This window comes from Halomonas sp. QHL1, from assembly GCF_001882345.1.
In the GTDB taxonomy this organism is placed as follows: Bacteria; Pseudomonadota; Gammaproteobacteria; order Pseudomonadales; family Halomonadaceae; genus Vreelandella.
The window spans coordinates 486,519-509,369 of record NZ_MINL01000001.1; the positions used below are offsets into that span (position 1 = coordinate 486,519).

22 protein-coding genes and 2 pseudogenes are annotated in these 22,851 nt (G+C 49.4%); 14 read left to right on the forward strand and 10 right to left on the reverse strand.

Annotated elements, in window-relative coordinates:
• Window positions 1–124: 124 nt before the first annotated feature.
• The 4 genes and pseudogenes from QHL1GM_RS02190 to QHL1GM_RS19605 all read right to left on the reverse strand — a co-directional run bounded on the left by QHL1GM_RS02190 (window position 125) and on the right by QHL1GM_RS19605 (window position 2,115).
• A complete protein-coding gene (locus tag QHL1GM_RS02190) occupies window positions 125–478 on the reverse strand; it encodes a sulfur transferase domain-containing protein (protein ID WP_254795241.1) in 354 nt (117 codons plus the stop codon).
• 46 nt (window positions 479–524) lie between these two features.
• The gene (locus QHL1GM_RS02195; RefSeq protein WP_071693020.1) at window positions 525–1,433 is read right to left on the reverse strand and encodes an MBL fold metallo-hydrolase; all 909 of its coding nucleotides are present in this window, start codon (window positions 1,431–1,433) and stop codon (window positions 525–527) included.
• An 83-nt stretch (window positions 1,434–1,516) separates the two neighbouring features.
• Window positions 1,517–1,618 (reverse strand): hypothetical protein, encoded by a 102-nt coding sequence (locus QHL1GM_RS19860; RefSeq protein ID WP_217648526.1) that lies wholly within the window; start codon window positions 1,616–1,618, stop codon window positions 1,517–1,519.
• Between the two features lie 53 nt (window positions 1,619–1,671).
• Window positions 1,672–2,115, reverse strand: a pseudogene (locus QHL1GM_RS19605) (redoxin domain-containing protein).
• A 577-nt stretch (window positions 2,116–2,692) separates the two neighbouring features.
• Between QHL1GM_RS19605 and QHL1GM_RS02205 the strand changes: the two are divergent.
• The 3 genes from QHL1GM_RS02205 (at window position 2,693) to QHL1GM_RS02215 (ending at window position 5,191) form a co-directional block, all read left to right on the forward strand.
• Window positions 2,693–3,055, forward strand: a complete 363-nt coding sequence (locus QHL1GM_RS02205; RefSeq protein WP_254795242.1) for a hypothetical protein — start codon at window positions 2,693–2,695, stop codon at window positions 3,053–3,055.
• A gap of 178 nt (window positions 3,056–3,233) precedes the next feature.
• Window positions 3,234–4,628, forward strand: coding sequence for an ethylbenzene dehydrogenase-related protein (locus tag QHL1GM_RS02210; protein ID WP_071693021.1), 1,395 nt, complete (start codon window positions 3,234–3,236; stop codon window positions 4,626–4,628).
• Window positions 4,625–5,191 carry a DUF2231 domain-containing protein gene (locus QHL1GM_RS02215; RefSeq protein ID WP_071693022.1) on the forward strand — a complete coding sequence of 189 codons (567 nt, stop codon included), beginning with the start codon at window positions 4,625–4,627 and terminating at the stop codon, window positions 5,189–5,191. The genes QHL1GM_RS02210 and QHL1GM_RS02215 overlap by 4 nt, the downstream gene beginning before the upstream one ends.
• 66 nt (window positions 5,192–5,257) lie before the next feature.
• On the opposite strand, the gene QHL1GM_RS02220 is transcribed toward QHL1GM_RS02215, so the two are convergent.
• The gene (locus tag QHL1GM_RS02220) at window positions 5,258–6,010 is read right to left on the reverse strand and encodes a VIT1/CCC1 transporter family protein (RefSeq protein ID WP_071693023.1); all 753 of its coding nucleotides are present in this window, start codon (window positions 6,008–6,010) and stop codon (window positions 5,258–5,260) included.
• Between the two features lie 440 nt (window positions 6,011–6,450).
• On the opposite strand from QHL1GM_RS02220, the gene QHL1GM_RS02225 reads away from it, so the two are divergent.
• On the forward strand, window positions 6,451–7,101 hold the full coding sequence (locus QHL1GM_RS02225; RefSeq protein ID WP_071693024.1) for a BON domain-containing protein: 651 nt from the start codon (window positions 6,451–6,453) through the stop codon (window positions 7,099–7,101).
• Between the two features lie 155 nt (window positions 7,102–7,256).
• Here QHL1GM_RS02225 and QHL1GM_RS02230 read toward each other — a convergent pair whose 3' ends face one another.
• Window positions 7,257–7,715 carry a hypothetical protein gene (locus QHL1GM_RS02230; RefSeq protein WP_083570953.1) on the reverse strand — a complete coding sequence of 153 codons (459 nt, stop codon included), beginning with the start codon at window positions 7,713–7,715 and terminating at the stop codon, window positions 7,257–7,259.
• Window positions 7,716–8,271: 556 nt separating this feature from the next.
• On the opposite strand from QHL1GM_RS02230, the gene QHL1GM_RS02235 reads away from it, so the two are divergent.
• The 6 genes from QHL1GM_RS02235 (at window position 8,272) to QHL1GM_RS02255 (ending at window position 13,976) form a co-directional block, all read left to right on the forward strand.
• On the forward strand, window positions 8,272–8,775 hold the full coding sequence (locus QHL1GM_RS02235) for an Hsp20/alpha crystallin family protein (RefSeq protein WP_071693025.1): 504 nt from the start codon (window positions 8,272–8,274) through the stop codon (window positions 8,773–8,775).
• A gap of 181 nt (window positions 8,776–8,956) precedes the next feature.
• On the forward strand, window positions 8,957–9,943 hold the full coding sequence (locus tag QHL1GM_RS02240) for a zinc-dependent alcohol dehydrogenase family protein (protein ID WP_071693026.1): 987 nt from the start codon (window positions 8,957–8,959) through the stop codon (window positions 9,941–9,943).
• A 113-nt stretch (window positions 9,944–10,056) separates the two neighbouring features.
• Entirely contained in the window at window positions 10,057–10,203 is a 147-nt protein-coding gene (locus tag QHL1GM_RS19295; protein WP_175540338.1) for a hypothetical protein, read from the forward strand.
• Between the two features lie 9 nt (window positions 10,204–10,212).
• Window positions 10,213–10,521: a GNAT family N-acetyltransferase gene (locus tag QHL1GM_RS02245; RefSeq protein WP_071693027.1), complete on the forward strand. Its 309-nt coding sequence runs from the start codon at window positions 10,213–10,215 to the stop codon at window positions 10,519–10,521.
• A gap of 46 nt (window positions 10,522–10,567) precedes the next feature.
• Complete coding sequence (locus QHL1GM_RS02250; RefSeq protein ID WP_083570954.1) at window positions 10,568–13,303, forward strand: HAD-IC family P-type ATPase; 2,736 nt, start codon at window positions 10,568–10,570, stop codon at window positions 13,301–13,303.
• A gap of 16 nt (window positions 13,304–13,319) precedes the next feature.
• Window positions 13,320–13,976 carry a DUF2238 domain-containing protein gene (locus QHL1GM_RS02255; protein WP_071693028.1) on the forward strand — a complete coding sequence of 219 codons (657 nt, stop codon included), beginning with the start codon at window positions 13,320–13,322 and terminating at the stop codon, window positions 13,974–13,976.
• Window positions 13,977–14,042: 66 nt separating this feature from the next.
• On the opposite strand, the gene QHL1GM_RS02260 is transcribed toward QHL1GM_RS02255, so the two are convergent.
• The gene (locus QHL1GM_RS02260; protein WP_071693029.1) at window positions 14,043–14,387 is read right to left on the reverse strand and encodes a TraR/DksA family transcriptional regulator; all 345 of its coding nucleotides are present in this window, start codon (window positions 14,385–14,387) and stop codon (window positions 14,043–14,045) included.
• An 89-nt stretch (window positions 14,388–14,476) separates the two neighbouring features.
• The gene (locus QHL1GM_RS02265) at window positions 14,477–16,204 is read right to left on the reverse strand and encodes an alpha/beta hydrolase (protein ID WP_071693030.1); all 1,728 of its coding nucleotides are present in this window, start codon (window positions 16,202–16,204) and stop codon (window positions 14,477–14,479) included.
• A gap of 346 nt (window positions 16,205–16,550) precedes the next feature.
• Here QHL1GM_RS02265 and QHL1GM_RS02270 point away from each other — a divergent pair, with 346 nt between their 5' ends.
• Window positions 16,551–17,492: a DnaJ C-terminal domain-containing protein gene (locus QHL1GM_RS02270; protein ID WP_071693031.1), complete on the forward strand. Its 942-nt coding sequence runs from the start codon at window positions 16,551–16,553 to the stop codon at window positions 17,490–17,492.
• Window positions 17,493–17,495: 3 nt separating this feature from the next.
• On the forward strand, window positions 17,496–17,813 hold the full coding sequence (locus QHL1GM_RS02275; protein ID WP_071693032.1) for a chaperone modulator CbpM: 318 nt from the start codon (window positions 17,496–17,498) through the stop codon (window positions 17,811–17,813).
• 1,573 nt (window positions 17,814–19,386) lie between these two features.
• Here QHL1GM_RS02275 and QHL1GM_RS02280 read toward each other — a convergent pair.
• The gene (locus QHL1GM_RS02280; RefSeq protein WP_071693033.1) at window positions 19,387–20,622 is read right to left on the reverse strand and encodes a serine hydrolase; all 1,236 of its coding nucleotides are present in this window, start codon (window positions 20,620–20,622) and stop codon (window positions 19,387–19,389) included.
• A complete protein-coding gene (locus QHL1GM_RS02285; protein WP_071693034.1) occupies window positions 20,615–21,058 on the reverse strand; it encodes a transposase in 444 nt (147 codons plus the stop codon). Before QHL1GM_RS02285 ends, QHL1GM_RS02280 begins: the two co-directional genes overlap by 8 nt.
• Before the next feature lie 182 nt (window positions 21,059–21,240).
• On the opposite strand from QHL1GM_RS02285, the pseudogene QHL1GM_RS19865 reads away from it, so the two are divergent.
• A pseudogene (locus QHL1GM_RS19865) lies at window positions 21,241–21,354 on the forward strand (mannonate dehydratase); the annotation flags it as partial.
• Between the two features lie 90 nt (window positions 21,355–21,444).
• The gene (locus tag QHL1GM_RS02295) at window positions 21,445–22,641 is read left to right on the forward strand and encodes a hypothetical protein (RefSeq protein ID WP_071693035.1); all 1,197 of its coding nucleotides are present in this window, start codon (window positions 21,445–21,447) and stop codon (window positions 22,639–22,641) included.
• Window positions 22,642–22,851: the final 210 nt, after the last annotated feature.

Genomic DNA, 22,851 nt, shown 5'->3' on the forward strand with positions numbered 1-22,851 from the left:
CGTACTCACCTGATGATATAGCGTCATCACGACTAATGTCGTCGCACTGTTAGGTTTGTTGATCTTCAAGCCCTTGTCGGTGCTCTTCCAAATCGAAGCCTGCTGCTTTTGCAGCGTCAAATAGTTAAGCCAGGTCGCACTGCTCCGTTTGACGCTTAGCGTAGGCCCATAGATGGGTAGCCCGCTTACCGGTGCGGCAGAAAGCCAAAATTGGCCGGGGAAGTTGCTGTAACGCCTCAGCAAAGGCGGCAATATCCGCTTGGCTATAGTCACCGGGTGTGACAGGAATGTGCACCCACTGAAGGCCAATGTCTGCTGCTTTTCGGCGGTAGGCATCTTCACCCGGAAACTCAGCGCTTTCACCTGGCTTGCAGTTACAAATAACCGCCTTGAAGCCTTTGGCTTTTACTTGCTCAAGCTCTTCAACCGTGAGCGCCGAGGTAATCTCGACATCCGTTTCTAAAGGCTGCGTCTGCATGGTCAGGCTCCTTTTTTATCAAAGAGGTTTTAAAATCAGTGGTTTACTAATCAAAAGCGGCACCGCCCAGGACATCCAGCGGAATTTTTAGGTAGCGCTTACCATTAGCTTCCGGCTCAGGCAGTCGCCCTCCACGAGTGTTGACCTGTAGGGCGTGCAAAATAAGTTTGGGCATGGGCAATTCACTATCGCGCTTGTGGCGTAGAACAATGTAATCCGCTTCGCTCATGTTGACTAAGTGTGGGTTATGTTCACGCTGCTCGGCGACTGTACTTTCCCACTGGGGCTCGCGGTCATCTGGCATATAGTCGTGGCCAGTAAACAGCCGGGTGTTAGCGGGCAGAGACAGAATCTGTTGAATGGAATGCCACAGCTCCTTGGCATTGCCACCGGGGAAATCTGCCCGTGCGGTACCATAGTCTGGCTGGAATAGGGTGTCGTGCACGAAGGCTGTATCGCCAATCACGTAGGTGATCGAAGCCAACGTATGGCCGGGCGAGTAAAGTACGCGAGCGTTGAGCTCACCGATGTTAAAGGTGGCATCTTCACTAAACAGAGTGTCCCACTGGCGGCCCCCGGTAGGCATTCCCGGCCAATGATAGATCTCCTTCCAAAGCGCCTGTACTTTGGTGACATGCTGGCCAATAGCCGTGGGAGCACCGGTTTTTTCTTTCAAATAGTGCGCTGCAGAGAAGTGGTCGGCGTGGGGATGTGTATCGAGAATCCACACCACCGACAGCCCCTCTTTTTCGATATAGTTCAGCAGTTCATCGGCGCAGTGGGTCGCCGTCGCGCCGGACTTTTCGTCAAAATCCAACACGGGATCGATAATCGCACACTTTTTGGTAACGGGGTCGCTCATCACGTATTGGATGCTGAAGGTACGCGGGTCAAAAAAACCGGCGACATCGGGTGTGCCTGCGCCAGTGTGCTTTGAAAGCGCAAAAGTGTTCATGCGTCGTCCTCCTCAGATATGAGGCATATAAAGATGATGTGCTTCCAGCATTAAAGAGTCTTTCTGCAGAAGTCCTCATCTGTTTATTGATAACCTTCTGATTGATGAGTTTCCGCATCTTGTGAGGTATTGGACGACGGAACGATCACCGGTTGGCCGGGCAACCAGGCTTCCGGTGTTGCCACCCCATACTCATCGCTGGTTGTAACGACTTAACTAGGTGAAGCACTTCTTCCACTCATTGGTCGTAGGCCAATGAGTGGTATAACATGGCACTCTGCATTCCTTCTGGGTCAATCACAAAAGTAGCGCGAACCGCAGCGGTGTCACTGGCATCGGGCTGAATCATTCCGTATGGATTCGACACCTCTATATTGATAACAGCAATAATCGGGTAGGTACTTTCATCGCCGAAGTTATAATTAATGCTGAGTGTCCAGGCGATGTGCGAGTAAATGCTTTCGATGGAAATTCTCAGTGGCTACATGTTGACCTCTGTGAACTGTTCTGCGTATTTCGCCGAGGTGCACACCGGGGTAAAGTCTGGCGTGTGGGCAAACAGAACCAACCACTTACCCTGGTAGTCGCTGCGCGAGTTTTCACCGTGAGTCGTTTTCGCTTTGAACGCTGGGGCCGGGTGGTTAGTTGGAGGCATCACGGGCTGTAAGATTTCGTTATGCATGTTGAACTCTTGAGGAATTAATCATCCATCAGAAATAACGATAGCCTATTTTGTTATAAGTGGCGAGTGGCATGACGTATTGGGTCGATAAGTTAAGTGTTTGTATGCTTATTCCAACACGTGAAGTACAGCCAGGATGTTCCCTTCACCGGGTGGCAGCTCATGCGTGAATACAGTATTGCGACGCGCGAGCCTGACTGCCAGAAACAGCTCCATCACATCTGCGGGCAATTTGGCTAACGGAAAGTGGCTATCGATAATGGGCGTGTTACGCCATAGGTCGCACGCGACGTACCCCTGGATTTATTCGCATTTACCTTTGAGTAGTGGCATAACCAACTTTCTTTAATTTGCTATTTGTTAATAAAGCACCAGAAGAGCCTTCATAACACCAACGAATGTTTCAGTTAATGCTATATTTTTATTGGTAAGCTCAGAAACGCTTTGTGCTGTCGGGTGTTGTCGGCGTGCAACTGATTTTAAACTTTGACTAATGACTGGGTTGGGTCTTAGTCAGGAGATGAGAAATGAATCCCGTCTTTATAAATAGCATTGTTTCTGCTGTCCCTGACTTTGAGTGACGGGTTTTATTCGCCGTAATACCGCACGCAACCCGATGTACCTGTATTGGGGTGGGCGCAATCCACAGTCGGATTTTCTCTATCAACCCGAGCTGGGAAATTATCTTAACGACCATCGATTGACCGGACTCAGCACGGCATTCTCTCAATCTGATCAACGCGCTTACGTTCAGGACAAGCTCAGGCAAGATAAAATAGCGGTACGTCGAATGGTCGACGCAGGCGCTCAGATTCTGGTTTGTGGTGGCAGAGGGATGGCGGCAGGGGTTAAGCAGGCTATTGAGGATATTCTCAGGCCCTTAGCTATCGACGTTGCAACGCTAATGGCCCAAGGACGATACCTTGAAGACGTTTATTAAAATAAAGTGTTCTTTAAAAGAGCGGGTTTAGAATTGACTCATTGGTTCCGGTTAACTTGGCTGGGTTCAAATCTTCGATAATGCAGCCAATAGCTGAATCCAGCATAAGGCATATTATTTAAGTTGATCCATACTCATAGAGAATAAGAAAAAAAGGCTCACTTAAGCGGGGTGCCACATGATCACTCACAATAAGGGAACAAGTCCTTGGTTGGTGCTCGGCCTCCCCGTTGCGCTGGGGCTGGCTTGGATCACCCAGGGTACAGGGGTGATCGAGAATGATCCTGAGCGCAATATCTCGATACCGGAAACGCTGACTATGCCGCTGCAGGTGCAGGCTGCCTACAACGACGATGAGGTTTTCTTTCGTTACCGCTGGCCTGCCGAGCGCCCTGGCATCCATCACGATGTACTGGTTCGAGAAGGCGACCAGTGGGTTCGCAAGGGCCGCGCCGTGCCTGGCTCAGAACCCGATGGCCTCCACGAAGATCGTGTGACGATGCTCATGGATGATGGCAGCGTACCTCAGTTTGGCCGCTACGGGGGCTATCTTGCGGTGGGAGCCGGTGCCGCTGGCTTTACTGATGAGGCGCCTGAGGAGGTCACCAAATCCTTACCAGCAACCCGTATGGATCTGGGCGACTGGGCCAGTCGACAGGATCCTGCAGTGATCAATGCTCAGCGGGAGGCGGGTTACTTTCTTGACCTATGGCATTGGCGCGCTCACCGCTCCAATCCCCTAGGGGTCTCCGACGACCAGTGGGTGGGCGAGTCGCGCAGTAGCGACGAGGGCCGTAGCCCCTACGACACCAACTGGGACGAGGATGCTGGCGAGCCGCTGTGGATGTTTTCGCCTGAGCTCACCGATATGACGGCCATGCGCTGGGAGGACATCGAATCCGGTGCTCTCGACTTTGATAGCTATTATTACCTATCTGAGACTTTCGCCATCCCTTTCGATCCGGATCATGATTGGCAAGAGGGTGACACTATTCCCTACCGATTGCTGCAAGCCCCATCGGACTCCCGGGGCGACATTCATGTTCACGGCGAAGGCCGCTGGGTGAATGGTTACTGGTACGTGACGCTGGTTCGTTCTCTGGACACCGGCAACCCGCTTGACGATAAGATATTACACGATCAAGGGCTCTATTCGGTGGCCTTTGCAGTGCACCGTAATGCAACAGGGGGACGCTGGCATCATGTCTCGCTCCCATACTCCCTGGGGCTTGGGCGCAACGATGCCGATCTAACTGCTACCTATTTCCAAGGCAACTCGCCTGACTGGGCGGAAGAATGGAAAGAAGTGACGCTCTTTTATCCGGGGCAAGTCAACTGGCCATTACTGGTCAGCGACGCACACGCTGGCGCCGAGGACATCGCCGAAGGCACTCCGGTGCGGGCACGCCACAGCGAGAAGCAGCTTGCCCTCTACGGGATAGAGATGGAATTCAATGACGCCATCACCTTACGCTGGTTGATGACACTAATAGCAGGCCTGGTCGCCATGTTTGGCGTGACTCTCGCTCTGCTGCCCGCCTTCCGCTCGACTAGAAAAGGAGACCGCTCATGAACGGCACTCATGCCATGCTTGTTCATTTCCCTCTGGGCTTCTGGGCGCTCGCCACCCTGATGATTCTGGTAGGTGCCTTTGTCCCAGGTCGGATAGCGGAACTCAGCCGCGCCGCTCTGCTACCGGTACTCGTTCTCAGCTTGCTGGGAGCACTTGCTGCCATGGTCATCGGATTCATTGTCTGGCCGATGGCAGCCAATCTAGCTAGTCCACTGACGCGCAACCATATTCTGATGGCCTTTTGGTCACTGGGTATCTTCACAATGATCACTATACTGGTGTGGCGGGCAGGGGCCTCGGCCTTCGACGGCACACGCCGCTGGGCACTGGTTATCCTGGCCCTGATCGGCGGACTGTTCTTCGCCAGTACAGGCACTTTAGGTGGCCATCTTGCAGGCTCAACCACTCCCTTTTCACAGGTTCTCGGCCTGATGGGATGGGAGATCTACACTACATTTTACAGCCCGCTCTGGGCCATTGCCCTCATGGTGATCATCGGACTGCTCTGTGCGTTATGGGGCTTTCGAAACCGCCAATCCTCCAAAATCCGTGGGCAATACTAAAGCGTAGCCATTGACACCTTTTTAGCGTGTTTTAGATAGGCTCAAGGTACTAACAAGGAGTTAAAATTACCCGCCCAGCATGCCCTGCGCGAAATACCCAGTGGCAAAAGCCAGCCCGGCTGCTGCAGTGCCCATAAGCAATGTACGCAACCCTGAGCGCCAAGCCGGTAGGCCATATACAGCGCTTTTAAGCATCCCAATACCGAGGAACACGCCCCCCGCTAGACCAAGACTTGCAAGAAATTGTGAGGTGGCTCCAAGTCCAGGTAACGCATAGGGCAGTAGGGGCAAAGTACCCACCGTCAAGAAAGCAACGAAAGTAGCTAACGCTGCGCGGAGGGGGTTGAGCCCAACGACTGAAAGTCCATGTTCCTCTCGCAGCATTGTTTCCACCCACACATCTGGATTGCGGCAAAGCGTCTCAACAACCTGCTCAAGCAACTCCCCTTCAAATCCCTTCGCCTGAAACAGCTGCCGGATCTCTTCGCGCTCGCCTTCAGGCACCATATCAATATGCTGACGTTCGGTGCGTTCTGTGCTTTTGATTTGAGCCAATTGCGCTTGACCAGCCTCATAATTGCTCACTGCCATACTGAATCCATCAGCTAGCAGGTTAGCGAACCCCAGTACTAACGCCACTTGCGGCGAGAAACCCGCGCCGAAAGCGCCAGATACGACTGCAAACGTGGTGACACAGCCGTCAATACCTCCAAGGACTGCATCTGGCAACGTCGATGCTTTTACTGGAGTGGCCAGCCGGTTGTGGACAGCTTTAGGTAGGTGGTCATCCAGTAGACGCTCTCTATTTCGGATTGGCATGATGGGGCCTCAACAAGTCTTTTAAGAATCTTCTTCAGAGTAAACTCAAATTTCTTACTTTGAGTTTTTGAGCTTAGCTTGCACCCTAGCTATTTAGGCTCATTATTATTAATTAGTTCTTTGGGTTAGATGGGGGTAAGAGGTTTGTAGCACATAGACTAGTGAAGAGATGAGTGCTTGAGGGTTTTAAACTACTGCAAATTGTTCTATATCAATTTTTTTACAAATTAATACTTTTTTATCAATTTAGTCATCTTTCCAAAGAAGGCAGTTGCACTATAACTATAAAGAAATTGTTTGGTCAACAAGTACTGCTTGGATAGGGGCGATTTTTTAGATGTGACATTATTTGTTAATAAATAGTTGTTTATTAACAAAGTAGGAGTGTTTCGCATTAATTTATGAAAATATATCATCCATAAAAAATAGGAGTTATAACCATGTCAAAATCAGATGAACAAATTCAAAAAGATGTACTTGCTGAGCTAAAATATGAACCTTCTGTTCGAGCTTCAGATATAGGTGTAGAGGTTAAGGATGGCATTGTAACGCTGGCAGGGCATGTCGATAGTTATGCTGAAAAGTGGCACGCGGAAGATGCCGCGCAGCGAGTAAGTGGTGTTAAAGGGATTGCTGTAGAAATTTACGTAAAACTACCGGGTGATTTTAAGCGCACCGATGCTGAGGTCGCTCGTGCGGTTAAAAACACATTGGAGTGGAATATATTTGTTCCCGATGATCCGGTGAAAGTGATGGTTGAGGATGGCTGGGTGACTCTAACCGGCACAGTCCCTTGGGAGTATCAACGTCGCCTAGCCGCTACTTCAATTCGTTACTTGGCAGGTGTTACAGGCGTCAGTAATCAAATAGTCATTAAGCCTAATCCTACGGCTGCTGCAGTTAAGTCTGAAATAGAAGATTCGCTTAAGAGAAGGGCCATTCAGGATGCTAACGCTATCAAAGTAGAAGTTCACGGTCATGAAGTGACTTTGAGTGGAAAAGTACATAGCTTTGCAGAAAAAAACTTAATACATCATGCTGTATGGAATTCGCCAGGCGTGTTAAAAATTATTGATAATATAATAGTTTAAAATAGTGTTACTAAGCTATAATTATTTAAAATTAGTCATCGAATGGGGGTGATGGTTCGATGACTTTTCTTATTTTTTGCTAAAAGTATAGACTGACCGATTATTATTTAAATTTTAACTGGGCTTGTTTAGTATAGATGTCACCATGTATGTGATTACATATCTTCTAACCTTTCTGCATCTCGCATCATCCGCATTACTTCGTGCTGTTCCAGTTTAAGGAGATTACTAAGCATTTCTTCGATAGAAGGTGTTTCAGCACGTTCTGATAAATAGCGATATAGATCAATGATCTTCTCATGTATAGAAAGAAGCGAAATCATAATCTCGACGGCATTCATATGCGAAAAATCGATACTGTCAACTTTTTCTTTTGCAAAAGAATATTTGTCAAAATACTCCGTGCACCAAGTGTTAAGAATTGCACTATGGGCGTCGCGCTCAGTTAATGCAACCACACGACCGAGCTCCCGCTCGTGTTGTGAAAGGTAATCCAGTAGCATTTTAAGTTTTTGATGTTGTACATCTAAGGAGGCATGTTGAAGCGCATTTTCTAAATTAGTATGTAGCCGTTGCGTTAGTTCGAGGATGTCTTTGATAGTTTCGATAGCCATCGCTTTAAATCACCCTTGGTGAATAATAATTATTTTTCCGGACTTGCTTTGTAATTACCGTTAATTATTTTTTGAATTCTTTTATGAGATTCTCGAATGTCTAGTTTTGAGCTAGAGGCACTATAGAGTTGCTAGTGTAATGCATATTCTTCGTTATAACATTTTAATTTTTTGAGTTATTTTATCGAATAATATAGTGTAAAAGTGTGGAGGGTTGTAATATTATTAATGATGTGACCGGGTAATTATATTTTATCAAAATATTCATACTAAAGTGCAGGTTTTGGCCGTTTTTATTTGATGACTTTTTCTAATTTAGAATAAATTATTTTAATGATTATTAAAAATTTTTTAAAATAAAAAATTAATTGCTCTGGATCATTTTTCCTACTCATTGTGCTTTTCTTTACTTCAGAAAGGTTTTCAGGAAAAGGCTTTACGCTATAATTATACATACCGTGAGGCTATGTTTCGGTTAAAGCATATGCACCACGGTAATGCGGATTTTCAAACCATATTGCCACCTTACCCGTATACGAGGAAAAGGAGTGCTGCCGTGAACAAATCTGCCTCTCAACCTGTAAAAGCTAGCGAGCAGTCTGCTTCAGTGCAGGAAAATCAATCATTGAAGCCTTTGGAAGAATTTGATCGTATGATTGAAGGATTCTTTGAGCGAAGTTGGTTGAAACCCTTCTTCAAAGATGAGCTGTTAAAGGAGCGTTTAGGCTTTTTCGGACAACCTACCCCCAAAATTGACATCATTGATCGTGATAAAGAAATCATCGTACGTGCAGAAATGCCGGGAGTAGACCGAAAGGAGTTAGATATTGAAATCTCCGACCACTCTTTGCTGCTCAAAGGGCATCGCTCCGGCGAAACTAAGGAGGAAAAGGACAAATACTACCATTCGGAAATGTGGCATGGCTCATTCACCCGAACCATTGCCCTACCTGTTGATGTCGATACGAAACATGCTGATGCTACGTTTAAGGATGGCATATTGACTATCGTATTGCCAAAGGCGAAACAGGATCAGCGGCGCAAACTAGAGGTTAAGTAGAGACATGGCGTCGGTGAAGACAAGGGTGCCGACGCCAATTTGAAAATGAATAGCATTAGCCAATGTCATTGCCATGGACGGCTATTCGATATTGATGGTTCTCCTGGAAAGTAGGCGACTAATGACCTGCTAAGGCTTAGCGCTAGATGATACAAAGACTACCAGGGTTCAGGGAAAACGCATGAAGGTCATGGTGCTTGAAAACCGAGATGGTCCATTGCAAGAGCGGCAACGGCCTATTCCTATGCCTGGGCCGGGGCAAGTATTGCTTAAGGTTGAAGCCTGCGCTGTATGTCGCATTGACCTGCATTTACTTGATGGTGAACTACCGGAAACTCGTTACCCCATTGTTCCAGGACATGAAATCATTGGTCGCGTGGTTGATTGTGGCCCTGGCGTTACATTAATGCATGGAATGCGTCTGGGCGTGCCATGGTTGGGATATAGCTGTGGCGTATGTAGATATTGCTTAGAGGGGCAGGAAAACCTATGTGATCAGGCTCGTTTTACGGGTTATCAGATAGATGGTGGTTTTGCAGAGTATACTTTAGCGGATCATCGTTTTTGCTTTTCTATTAGTCCCACCTATAGCGCAGCGCACGCAGCACCTCTTATGTGTGCAGGTTTAATTGGTTATCGCTCATTGCGTATGTGTGGCGATAATCTGCACCGACTGGGTATCTACGGCTTTGGCGCTGCCGCTCATATAGTTGCTCAAGTGGCACTGGGGCAGGGTGCCGAGCTGTACGCTTTTACTCGTCCGGGAGACGAACAAGCCCAGCAGTTTGCGCGTCAACTAGGGGCAACGTGGGCAGGAAGCTCCAATCAGCTTCCTGATGTGTCGTTGGATGCAGCCATTATCTTTGCTCCCGCCGGTGAACTTGTACCCGCTGCACTACGTTCAGTGTGTAAAGGCGGCGTGGTGGTCTGCGGCGGCATTCATATGAGCGATATCCCTTCTTTTCCTTATTCGTTGCTCTGGGGCGAGCGCCAACTGCGCACGGTTGCCAACCTTACCCGTAAGGACGGCAAGGAATTTTTGGAGCTAGTTTCCAAGATGGCAGTTAGCACCAAGGTGAAGTGCTATCCACTTAGTGCCGCTAATGAAGCACTCATGCATCTTCGTGAAGGTAAGCTGACGGGGGCTGCTGTATTAGTTATGTCTTAAAAAAATAACTGTAAAGGAATTACACTTTTCTAGAACCCACTCCCTAGAGCGATCATGGTGAAACAGCGAACAGATTGGGTGTTCTGAAGCCGGAAGATGATCGGAGATGTTTGATGTCGATTCGAAACCTAAATGCACCGTTTACTCCTACCACGATTGCTTTGATCGGTGCCAGCAATCGACCTGGCTCAATCCTGGCGCGCAATCTCCTTGAAGGTGACCTGCTGGCTATCCTTACCAAAGGCGTGGTCGCATGCTAACCCGTCGATATGCTCGGCGATGCCCCCGGCCAACGTTACGCAGACACACTTGGCGTATTACTTGATGAGCGCGAAGCGGATGCAATTTTAGTCTTGAATTGTCCCACTGCGGTTGCCGATAGTATGAAGGGAACTGGGCTTGGCTACTGTCTCATGCAGCAGATACTCGACTATGCCCGTGATAACGGCATTCATCAGGTGTTCGCGGATATATTGCGAGAAAATCAGGCGATGCGAAAAATGGCGAAGGAGTTTGGCTTCGTTACACAACCAGCCAATGACGAAGTGGACACCGTGACGGTAATACTCAACCTGTAACGGTAATGTGTTGTTACCCTCTTATTCCGATTGCCAAGGAGCAGGTATGGAGTCATCCACTGCCGATATCGGTTTCTCATCAGATAGCCCTCCCGAGGGCGTCCATGCTTGGCATAGCGATGAGGTCATTGCGGCTCTGGAGACGTCACTATCGGGGCTAACGGCAGACGAAGCAAATAAGCGTCTAGCTAGTTACGGGCGTAACCAGTTACCGGCAGTGGTTGGCCGCCACCCGCTGTCTCGCTTTTTCGCTCATTTTCACAACGCATTGATCTATTTTCTTTTGGCGGCGGCCCTGGCTGCGTCGTTATTGGGGCACTTTGTTGATGCGACGGTCATTGTTGCGGTGGTGTTAGTCAATGCCGTGGTTGGTTTTGTTCAGGAAGGTAAGGCGGAAAAGGCACTTGATGCTATTCGCAGCCTAATAGCGCCCCATGCACAGCTTTTAAGAGATGGACGGCGTGTCAAAGTGCCTGTCGAGGAAATCGTTCTCGGCGACATCGTATCGCTGGAGGCGGGGGATAGAGTGCCTGCTGATCTTCGGCTTATCCGTACCAGCTCATTGCGCATTGAGGAGGCCATCCTAACCGGTGAATCGATGGCTGCTGAAAAGCAGGCGTTGCCAGTGCCGATAGAGGCAACGCTCGGTGATCGCCACTCAATGGCGTACTCGGGGACGTTGGTAGCCACTGGGCAGGCGACAGGGGTGGTGGTGGCCACCGGCAGCGATACCGAAATCGGACGAATTAGTACCTTGCTGCGCGAAGTTCAACCATTGACCACGCCACTTCTGCAGCAGATCAATCGCTTTGGAACGCAGTTTACCTGGATCACGTTAGGTATAGCGGCCTTACTGTTCGCTTTTGCAGTGTTAGTACGCGGCTATATCTGGACAGAGGCGCTAGTTGCCGTGGTGGCGTTAGCGGTAGGGGCCATTCCTGAAGGGTTGCCGGCGGTTATCACTATCACGCTGGCCATCGGGGTGCAGCGGATGGCGCGGCGTAACGCCGCAATCCGGCAGTTGCCCGCGGTGGAAACGTTGGGGGCTACCTCGGTCATCTGTTCCGACAAAACCGGTACGCTGACGCGCAACGAAATGACCGTGCGAAGGCTGGAAATCCCTAGCGGCCGAGTCAAGGTGACCGGATCTGGCTATGTACCGGAAGGGCGGCTGGAAATAGAGCCAGCCGGTAATGCACCAGATGATAAGCAACTAATGGAAAGCGATAGTCTGATTCTGACAGGACTGCTGTGTAACGATGCCCAATTGCATCAAGCAGATGGAGATTGGCATGTTATCGGTGATCCGATGGAAGGTGCGCTGGTGGCGTTGGCCATCAAAGCTGGCTTGAATCCGGAGCGCAAACGGCATGAGTGGCCACGCCTTGATGAGATCCCGTTCGATGCCCAGCATCGATTGATGGTCACGCTCAACTTCAATGTGAGTGGTGGGTATCAGATTTTCGTCAAGGGCGCACCTGACGAACTGCTGCTTTTATGCTCCACCCAGGCTTATGGCGATGCAACTGTGCCTTTGGATCGAGAGGCTTGGACGGCTCGGATTACGGCGGCCGCCGCTCAGGGTGAACGCGTGCTTGGCTTCGCCGTCAAGTCAGCACAGCCGGACGCGAATCAAGTGGATTTCGCTGATCTCAAGGACGGGTTGGTTTTCGTTGGCCTAGTTGGGTTCATTGATCCGCCTAGGGAGGAGGCCATGGCTGCTATTGAGGAGTGCCACTCCGCCGGTATCGAAGTGAAGATGATTACCGGCGACCATGCGGAAACGGCAGCGGCTATTGCCCGCCAATTGGGGCTTGGTGAAAATCCGAGTGTACTCACCGGGCATGAGCTTGACGACATTACCGATAGTGACCTGCCTAGCATGGTTGCTGAGACCAGTGTTTTTGCCCGAACCAATCCGGAACACAAGCTGCGCATTGTTCGAGCGCTGCAATCGACAGGCGCCATCGTGGCGATGACTGGAGATGGCGTTAATGACGCGCCGTCGTTGAAGCAAGCGAATGTCGGGGTTGGCATGGGGCACAAGGGTACCGATGCAGCGAAAGAAGCGTCGCAGATGGTTCTGCTAGACGACAATTTCGCCTCTATCGTGGCGGCCGTTCATGAAGGCCGAGTGGTCTATGACAATATCCGCAAAGTGGTGGCCTGGACGCTGCCAACAAATGGTGGCGAGGTATTGGCCGTCATTACCGCAATTCTTTTCAATTTCGCCATGCCTATGTCAGCCGTTCAGATTTTATGGGTCAATCTTGTCACGGCGGGTACGCTCGGTCTGGCTCTGGCGTTTGAACCAGCCGAGCCCAACGTAATGCATCGCCGACCCCGGCCTGCTAAGCAAGGATTGCTGACCTCTTTTCTAATCTGGCGCGTTTTGTTGGTGTCATTTTTATTTTTAGCAGCGGCGCTGGGTATTTTCTTTTACTCGCTTAGTCGAGGCGATGAGCTTGCACTAGCCCGCACTCTGGTGGTCAATGTCATCGTGGTACTAGAGGTTTTTTATCTATTTAACGTGCGTTACCTAAACATGAGTTCATTTAACTTGCGTGGCGTGCTGGGGACCCCCGCTGTGTTGATAGCAGTCACTGTGGTCTTGATTGCTCAACTGGCATTCACTTATCTGCCGGTCATGCATAGCCTGTTCGATACTCGACCGCTAGATTTTATGGATGGTTTATTAGTGATCAGCATGGGGGTCGCCATGATGTTTGTGCTGGAGGCCGAGAAATACCTAGTGCGAAGGGGCGGTTGGTTCGACCATTGAATAGGGAGAGGATAGTGTGTCTAAGAGTGAGCAAATAAAGCCTCAGCGCTTAAAGCGTGACCCTTATCCTCTTTTGCTCTTCTTCGGCTTCGTGATCATCTGGGGATGGTTAGCGCTTGACCCCTATTACCGTTCTGATTGGTTACTTGAGAATATTTTGGTTTTTATGGCAGTGCCTGTGTTGGGATGGATCTGGTATTGGAGAAATATCTCACGTCTAGCCTGGAGTTGTATTTTTCTCTTCTTGGTATTCCATGAAATCGGTTCACATTACACTTATTCCGAGGTGCCATATGATATTTGGTGGCAAAAACTGTTTGGTTTCTCTTTAGATCATAGCCTTGGCTTCGAGCGTAATCAGTATGATCGATGGGTGCATTTCCTCTATGGTTTATTAATATTGCCACTTGTGGCGGAGCTGATGGAAAGGCTTTTTCCCATAGATTCCTGCCTGCGATGTCTTATTCCGGTGATGATTATTATGTCTCATTCATCGCTCTATGAACTTGTTGAATGGCTTTCAGTAGAAGTATTTGGCGGCGAGTTAGGCCAAGCCTATCTGGGTGCGCAGGGAGATATCTGGGATGCTCAAAAAGATATGGCACTGGCACTTATGGGAGCACTAATAGCGTGTGTGATTTATTATATGAAACGGCAATTTGAAAAGCCCTAATTAATTCAACAATCACCCCTTAACTTAAGTAATCGAAAAGTATCGGTCAGAGGGCGAACCCTATTTTTATATAATACTGCATCCTTTGCAGCGTGTGGCATAGGGCAGTGCTTTCAGGCGCTCTGGCGCAATTAAACTTCCGCATTCCTCGCAGTAATCACCCAGTTGCGCCTCAATACGCGCTAAGGCGAGTTCTACCTGGGTGAGCTCTGACGTAGCTTCATCTTCAAGTTGCTCAACCACTTCGTCATTCTGAGCTTGCGTTGCCTGCTCTTCAAGGTCTTTCTCCAGGGCGCCACTGATTCGATGCTGATGATCGTTGTAGCGCTGAAGCCGCTCTTGAAGTTCTGTCCTCAGGCCTTCTAGCAGGGCCTTTCTATTTTGCGTACTGTCTTGTGTACTATCTTGCATAGCTATATAGCCTCCAGCGATGTGAGTTAGTCATTAATTTATAATAGATCATTTTCGAAGCACGTCTCTTGATACTGCTCACACTTGGCTCACTCTTGATGTACATAGCTACCTGGGGCGTCCGCGAGAGAGGGATAGCTCTTAGATCCGACGTTGGGCGACTGAGCAAATGGCCCTGAGCGTTCAGCTAGCCATGATTGCCATGCAGGCCACCATGAACCAGGTTGGCGGGGCGTGCGTTCCAGCCAGGTATCTGGGTCAATATAGGTATCGCCCTGGATGGCGGTGGCCATACGGTAATGCCGATGAGAATACTCTGGGGGACTGATGATACCCGCGTTATGGCCACCATTGGTTAGTAGAAAAGTGATTTCTGGTGCGTCCGAAAGTAGGTTCAGACGGTAAGTAGATCGCCATGGTGCGACATGATCCCACTCGGTGCCAACGCAGAAAATCGGCACTTGAATATTGCTGACCGTCACCGGCCGGTGATCCACCCGTAAACGGCCCTCAGCCAGATCATTGTTCAGAAAGAGATTGCGCAGGTATTCCGAATGCATTCGGTAGGGCATGCGTGTCGCATCGCTGTTCCAAGCTATTAGATCGTTAATAGGTTGTCGAGTGCCAAGTAGGTACTCATTGACAAGTCTCGACCAAATTAAATCGTTGGAACGCAATAATTGGAACACCCCCGACATTTGCTTGGTATCAAGAATACCCTGAGCCCACATCAAATCCTCAAGGAAAGTGAGCTGCTTCTCATCGATAAACATCATCAGCTCACCGGCCTCCCGAAAATCGGTCTGGGCGGCAAGTAGTGTTAACGAAGCCAAACGATCATCACCATCACGCGCCATGGCCGAGGCGGTGATAGCCAACAGGGTCCCTCCCAGGCAATAGCCTACGGCATGAATCTTCTGATGAGGCACGATGTCTCCAATAACATCGAGACTCTCTAGAATACCCTGCCGTCGATAGTCATCCATTCCAAGGTCACGATCTTCTACCGTAGGGTTACGCCAGGAGATCATGAAAACGGTATGGCCTCGTTCGACCAAGTACTTAACCAGAGAGTTGTGAGGCGAAAGGTCCAGAATGTAATACTTCATGATCCAAGCTGGCACAATCAGCAAAGGTGTCGAGTAAACCTTCTCGGAGCCAGGTGAGTACTGAATTAGCTCAATCAGATGATTACGGTATACGACCTTGCCTGGTGTGACCGCAACATCGCGCCCGACCACATAATTTTCAGTACCCTTTGGCTTCTTACCAAGAGTGTGATTCTGAATATCTTCGCACCAGTACTGCATTCCATTGAGTAAATTGGCACCGCCGCTCTTCAAGGTTTTTCTGATGACGACAGGGTTGGTAAGCAGATAGTTAGAAGGCGAGAACACATCAAGCCATTGGCGCGCACCGAACTCAACTGCTTGTTCGTGATGAGGTGATAGTCCGCGTAGACCGGTTGTGGCGTTATACCACCACTGCTGTTTGAGTAAAAAACTTTGGTAAATTATGTTGTAAGGGAAGAGTCGCCAAGCAGGATCCCGAAAACGTCGGTCTTGAGGTAATGGCTCTATACAGGGTTCAGCGTCAGGGTTGAGTGCTGAATGGCTTGCCCAAGAAATTAAACGTAGCTGTTTCTTCATGGCTTTAAGCACAAGGTGGGTCTGAGTCCCAGGCGACAGTGCTAGGCTAGATAGCCAATCCAGGTAAGTAAGTATGACTGAGGCGGGCGAAATGCCAAGGGTCAAGCCCGCCAACGAAGCACGTACAAGCCTATCTTGGTCTTCGTGCTGAGTATCGTCGAAGAACATTCGTATGTGGCCTCAAAGCTAGTGGTATTCTGTTTCTAACTATCCCTCTTTAATCATATTGCTTTTATAAAAACAATTTTACCTTATGTATAGTCAATAGCAGTAATATTGATCAATCAAGTTGTTGGGATTTTTTTAAATTAATTGCGTTATCTCAATTTTTTCGCATTTTAATGCTTTTTTACTATATTAAATTTTTATAATCTGAAAAATTACGCTATACCTACCCATAAGATGTTGCTTTTGGTCGGCCACAATAAACTGCGGACGCAGAAAGAAAAATAACTAACAACCTTCTTCATATGAGTATGGTCGTTTATACGGACCTTTGCCGGAGCTTTCATAAGTGGAATTTAAGGATTACTACCAAGTGTTGGGGGTGGGGAAGACCGCGACGGCCGAGGAGATCAAGAAGGCTTATCGTAAGTTGGCGCGTAAGTTTCATCCCGATGTCAGTAAAGAACAAGATGCTGAACAGCGCATGCAAGAGGTTAACGAAGCCAAGGCGGTGCTATCGGATCCGGAGAAACGTCTCGCCTATGACCAGCTGGCCCAGCAGTATCGATCGGGGCAGGATTTCCAGCCATCTCCAGAATGGGATGCGGGCTTTGAGTTCAGTGGACGTGGTTTCGAGGAGGCTGATCTCGGTGAGTTCAGTGATTTCTTTGCCAACCTGTTTGGTCAAGGCGGCCGGCACAGGCAAAAGGGCCGTAGCTATCAGATGCGGGGCGAAGACCGTCATGCCAAGATCAATATCGATTTGAAAGATGCTTTCCACGGCGCTAGCCGTACGATCACTCTGCAAGTGCCGCAGGTGGATTCTCAGGGCCGTGTGGCCTCTCGGGAGCACACTCTCAGTGTTCAGATACCCAAGGGTATCAAGGCAGGCCAACATATTCGTCTTATGGGACAGGGCAGTCCTGGTGTTGGGGGCGGCCCATCGGGTGACCTTTATTTAGAGATTCACTTCTCGCTAGACTCGCAATATCGGGTCGAGGGGCGGGATGTATATCAAACGGTGCCAATAACTCCTTGGGAAGCCGCTCTAGGAGCGAGCATCGAAACGTCAACACCGTCAGGAATGGTGAGATTCAAGGTGCCTGCTGGGTCTCAAACCGGTCGTAAGCTGCGCCTCAAGGGGCGTGGAATTCCAGGTAAGGAGCCGGGTGATCTTTATGTGGAACTTAAAGTGGTCCTACCCCCGGCTGATACCGATAAGGCACGAGAACTATATAAAACCATGGCACGTGAATTCGCTTTTGATCCGCGCCAACGAAAGGGAGGCTAGCACATGGCACAGCAGCATACCGTTAGCGGCGAATTGATTGATGAGGCGACCCTTACGCTTGAGGATCTAGCTCGCGCCTGTTCGGTGAAACCTGATTGGGTCGTCGAACGCATTGAGAGCGGCTTGTTAGCCGATGGTTCGCCCTATGTTGCGAACTGGCGTTTTACAAGCCGCGACCTGACCCGTGCCCGACGGATGTGCCAGTTGGAGCGTGACTTCGAGGCAGCGCCCGAGCTAGCAGCCCTGGCGACTGACCTGATAGAGGAGAACCAGCGTCTAAAGGGTAGGTTGCGAGCTGCTGGACTCGTTGATGACGAGTAATAAACGCCATTCACCTTTTATGAACCTCGCCGATCATTACACCTTTAACAGCTTCAGGATCTCCTCTGCGATGGCGACTTTACCCTAGAACACTACTTGGACGCCGATGGCCCTAGCCAACTCTAGTTCCATGCCCAGTACTTTCCGGTGGCTACAATGGTCATTGATCTTTCCCCTGAATTAGCACCACTCGCTAAAAGAGATACTTATCATTATGCAGCTCGTGAGTATACTTATCGAGTAACGAAAATTCGTCGTTAAGCTACGTCATTTGGCAACTTTAGCATACGATCGTTTGACTTTATGCCAATATATAGTGGAAATATTATGCCACAATGAGGTGGAATTGTGGTTGCGAGTCACTGTTTTCCCGTTACGCTTATGCCAAGATGAAGTGCAAACGACAATTTTTGTCGTTTGCAATGGAAAATGACAAATTTTGCAATAAATAATGGCAAATTTTTTTCCTACGTAAATTTCCTACATATATTCGTTGATAGTATTCCTACGCTCTAGATAGATCAAATCCAAGGCATCAAATTTTTGATTGGATCTCTGTATAAGAAGAACACTTCTGGTCATTTACTAAGCTACGATTAAATTTGTAATTCATCATCCATCGACTGGATTCAAGTCGTTAATTTTATTTTCTTAACGTATATAGTGTTATTGTTCCGTCACTCGCAAGCCGCTGTTCAAGCTTTTACTTTAGGCTTGTCTTAGTATTTAGCACACTATAAGCCATATTATTATAAGGCAAGTTGATAGTGATTTATTTCGATTTAATGAAGGCATTTATTTTATATGAAGTGATTATGAACGGCCTGTAAAATAATTTTCAGTTATAGAGTTAATTTATAATTTGTAAAAAATTATCTTAAGTGAGAAAGCTAGCCAAGCAATTAAACTTATAGCTTTAGCATTAGAGTACTTTTAAGAATTGAAGGGTGTGACCGTAATAATAGATTCATATTATGACTAAGTAAATCGTATCAGATAAATGCTAGTTCAATTTCGAAGCTATTTTGTCACCGACCGCCGAGGCTGCGTCGCGGGCGACCTCGCACATCTAATCTCGAAGCTCATACAGGTATCCTGCTTATACTGCGCTCGGGCCTACCTTAGTAAATGCTCCCCATTAGGTGATGACTTAGGGCGTCACTTGCTGACGCCTTCAGCGCTATCTGTGTGGCTGACAGTAGGCTGGCATTTCAGAGTGATTGCTTCGGACTCTACTGGTCATCTGTATTATGCGAATAGGCACGGCTGGGAGCGAACAGCGCCTCCATACAGGCAAAAAAGAGACTCGCCTATTGGTCCTAATCCTGCGGACAGGGGGCATCAAACGTTACCTTCTCACAAACGACAGGGGGAGTCTGGACTTCCGCTATCGTGAGCCAACATAAACGACTATCTGCCATTGTCAGATTTGCTCAATAACACTCCACCTGGATCAGTAGGGTGGCCCATATGCCTTTACACTGAATGCATAATATTAAGAGGAGATATTCAAAAAAGCTATGGCATCTACTAGGCGTGGAAAGTGAATGTCGATATTCAGAGCAGCAAGCCCCTACTTTGCAGCTTCATTCAATAATCTCTTTGGCAAATCCAGATAAAAAGTTTTTCCACCTATGACTGTATTGGGGGGAGAGTTTACAAAAACAACTGCTGCCGTTTTTTGCTCAGGATCAAACGATACTACAGAAGCTACTCCCGGATCACTTCCGGTATGAGATGGAAGGCGACGCATGAACAAATAATACATCCAGTCTTCGAATTCATTATAATTAAACGATATCGCCTGGTACTGGTGCACCGAAGGATATTGAATCGTGTGATATTGCTTAATAAGGTCTTCGGAAATGAATTGATTTCCGTTTATGCGTCCACCGTCGACAATGAGTTTTATAAATTTCAGATAGTCTTTCGTAGTTGTTCGCAGCTGTCCGTCTGGAAAAGCCGGATAACCGTAATGAGGTAGCATTTTAGGTGTAATATCTTTGTCCTCTTCAACGGGCAGCTGGTGAGGTCGCGCAATATTTTGGTGAGGGATATTGTTGAGAAACCAATATGAATTCATCATTTCCAGCGGTTCGAAGATTTCCTGGTTCATATATTCAGAAAAACTCAACCCTGAAATCTCTTCGACCGCATACCCAAGCAGTGCGTAACCCATATTGCTGTAGGACCAATATTGTCCGGGAGTTTCTTTGTAAAAGTTTTTCTTTGGATAATAATAGTCCCCCGATATAGTGAAATAATCCTGTACAAAATCCGAAAGTACAAGCGGCGAATCACCACCTTCTTCAATGGTATAAAGAGGATCAAGCACCTCCCAGTTGTCCTGGATGGTGGAGGTGTGGGACAAAAGCATTCGAAAAGTTATGGAGTTACTAGGACTATGAGGATTGACAACGGAGAAGGGGATATAACGGTTAATGTTATCGTCTAAATTTAACTTGCCCTCATCATGTAGCTTTAAGATAGCCAATGCCGTTACAGGTTTGGCAGAGGAGGCTATCATAAAGAGCGTACTATCATTGACGGCTTCGCCTGTTTTATAATTTCTGAAGCCGTAACTGCCGTGCCACTCATTTCCATTTGGACCTACGTACCCCGCCTGTATCCCAATAATTCCGGCCTGATTTTTCTTATCTGTTATGTACTGATCCAGAGGCGTTGAGTTGCACGAGATCATAGTTACGGTAACCAACAGCGATAGTAAAGCTATTGAGATCGCATTTCGCATAATTAATTTATTTTGGTGATTGTCTGTTTGGAGGGATTTATTGACCTGATTACGCATAAGAGTCAGCCATCTTCAGGAACCGGTGCGGCATCGGCGGCGTTCTTGCCGCCACCGTCAGAAAGCGCGGGATAATGGCCTTGAGGTCATAGCGTCGATTGAACCGATACTCGAACTCGGCCAGGTAGCGTAGGGCATGCTGCCCGCGGATGGCATGGTAAGTGCCGGTGATCGCATTCTTGACGTTGCCCAGCAGGGTGTTGACCCAGTTGAACTCGGGGTTCTCCACACTGGCACGCCCACCCCCTGTGATGTGGCAGTCATGGACGATGCCGCTCTTGCGCTGGGTCAGCAGATAGATGGCCAGAAACCAGGTGGTCAACGGCAGGTGCGTGGCATGGAGGAGGGCTGCTTGGCATTGCGCTTCCGTGCCGAAATGCTCGAGAAATGCCGGCAATGACAGGCCGGACTGAAACTGGATTGGGTTGCGTGCCATCACGTTACCTCCTCTATTAGAGATAACATAGTCTAGGAGAGACTGACGGGATGGTGCCTGATTAACATGAGTAATCAGCCCACCTCATTCATCAGGGTGCCGAATGAGGGGGTTGAACCGAGTGATTCCCGGTACCGACCCACTTCACACCGTATGCGCGCGGGAATACTCGATTCCGACCCCAAACCGGCTATTTCCTGCGCGCCATCATTCCGGTGGCCGAGGAGATGGGCATTCGCATGGCGATCCATCCTGACGTTCCGCCTCGCCCGCTGCTGCGAAGGTGTGGTTCGTAAACACATGTCGATCGTAAAGCCTGGCATTTTACTCGAGACGAAGTAAAATTAAAGTGCAAAAAAAGCAACAATAAGAGCGGAGGTATCGGCATGCAGACGTTCGGCAAGCTGCGGTTCTCTGTGCTTTCACTATCGTTTTCCGCTATCGCTCACGCTGGTCCGCCATGTTTTCCGGACATCGATTCGCTGCCGGAGGAGTGGCGACCGGGAGCTGAGGTGGCCGAGAGCCTGGATCCCGAGCCGTGGTCCCCGAGCGAGGCGCAGGACGCTGTGCGCTCGATTTGGCTCGGGGTGGAGGAGATGATCGCTCTCTACGAACGGAACCCGGCCGCGGCGGAAGACCTCTGGGAGGATTCGGTCGCCTCCCTGATCGAGGTGACCTATTCCAGCGCCAACGATCCCGAACTGGACAGGAGCGCGCGCGAGGCCGCGCTGAGGAACCTGTCCCGGCTGATTTCGCCCTATCTCGATCGCACGCTGGACTCCATGGATTGCGACGAGTTTAAGGACGTGGTGCCGCTCGCGGTCTACGCACACACGCAGCTCGGACCGGATGACCCGCATACGGGCAAGATTGTCGATCTGACCAACGCCGCGCTTCGGGATTGTGGACCGTCTCTGGAAGCAGTGATGGGAATCGATTACCAGCCGGTCTTGGACGGGACCGACGAGACGGACGACGAGGAGGTCTTCGACCTCGTCATCTGGAGTCTGCTCTTCATCGAGGTGCAGACGGTTCCCGGCCTGGAGACAACGGAGGAGATGAGGGCCTTCGCGCCTGCCCTCTGGGAGTATCTGAAGACCTACCCGCTTGACGAGGTGGAGACCTTCGAGGACGGCGCGGAGGACGAGGACTTTATCGACCAGGCCTATCTCGCCACCCATATCGCCTACATCCCCACCGGAAATCATCGCTTCCCTCTCTATGTCGAGGACTCCCCAAGGCTCTTCGACTACCACCGTCGGCACTTCTATCCGGTGCTTGAGATGGGCGAGCTCGACCTCGTCGCGGAATTCGTCGACTCGCTCCGACAGTACGGCTGCACCCCGGAGAACGATGTACAGGTGCGCGACGGCACGCGCTACCTGCTCGACGTCTTTCATGCGGGAGACGATAGCTGGATGGCATATCGCGAGCCCGGCGAAACCGACGACGACGTCGACAGTTACGACCTCATCCACAAAGCATGGACCGGGGTCCTCGGCGTCAGAGGCCGGGCCATCGAGCCCGCCGAACCGGGAACCTATGGCGGCGTCGTCCGGAGCTGGCTTCCCGCCCCGCACTGAGAGGGCCCCCGCCGGACACTCCCCGACACCCTCGGGCAGCGTATGCCGGCGAACGGCCACAGCAACAGGCAGAATCCCGCTTGCATCCGACTGCCGTTTGTCTACTTTCAACTCCGTCTGGGCGACTGGCTACTACGCTTGGCGGCAACGCGAGGGAGCATCGTCTCCAAAACGCAGCCAGCAAGCCATATAAAAATACCAATATACAAA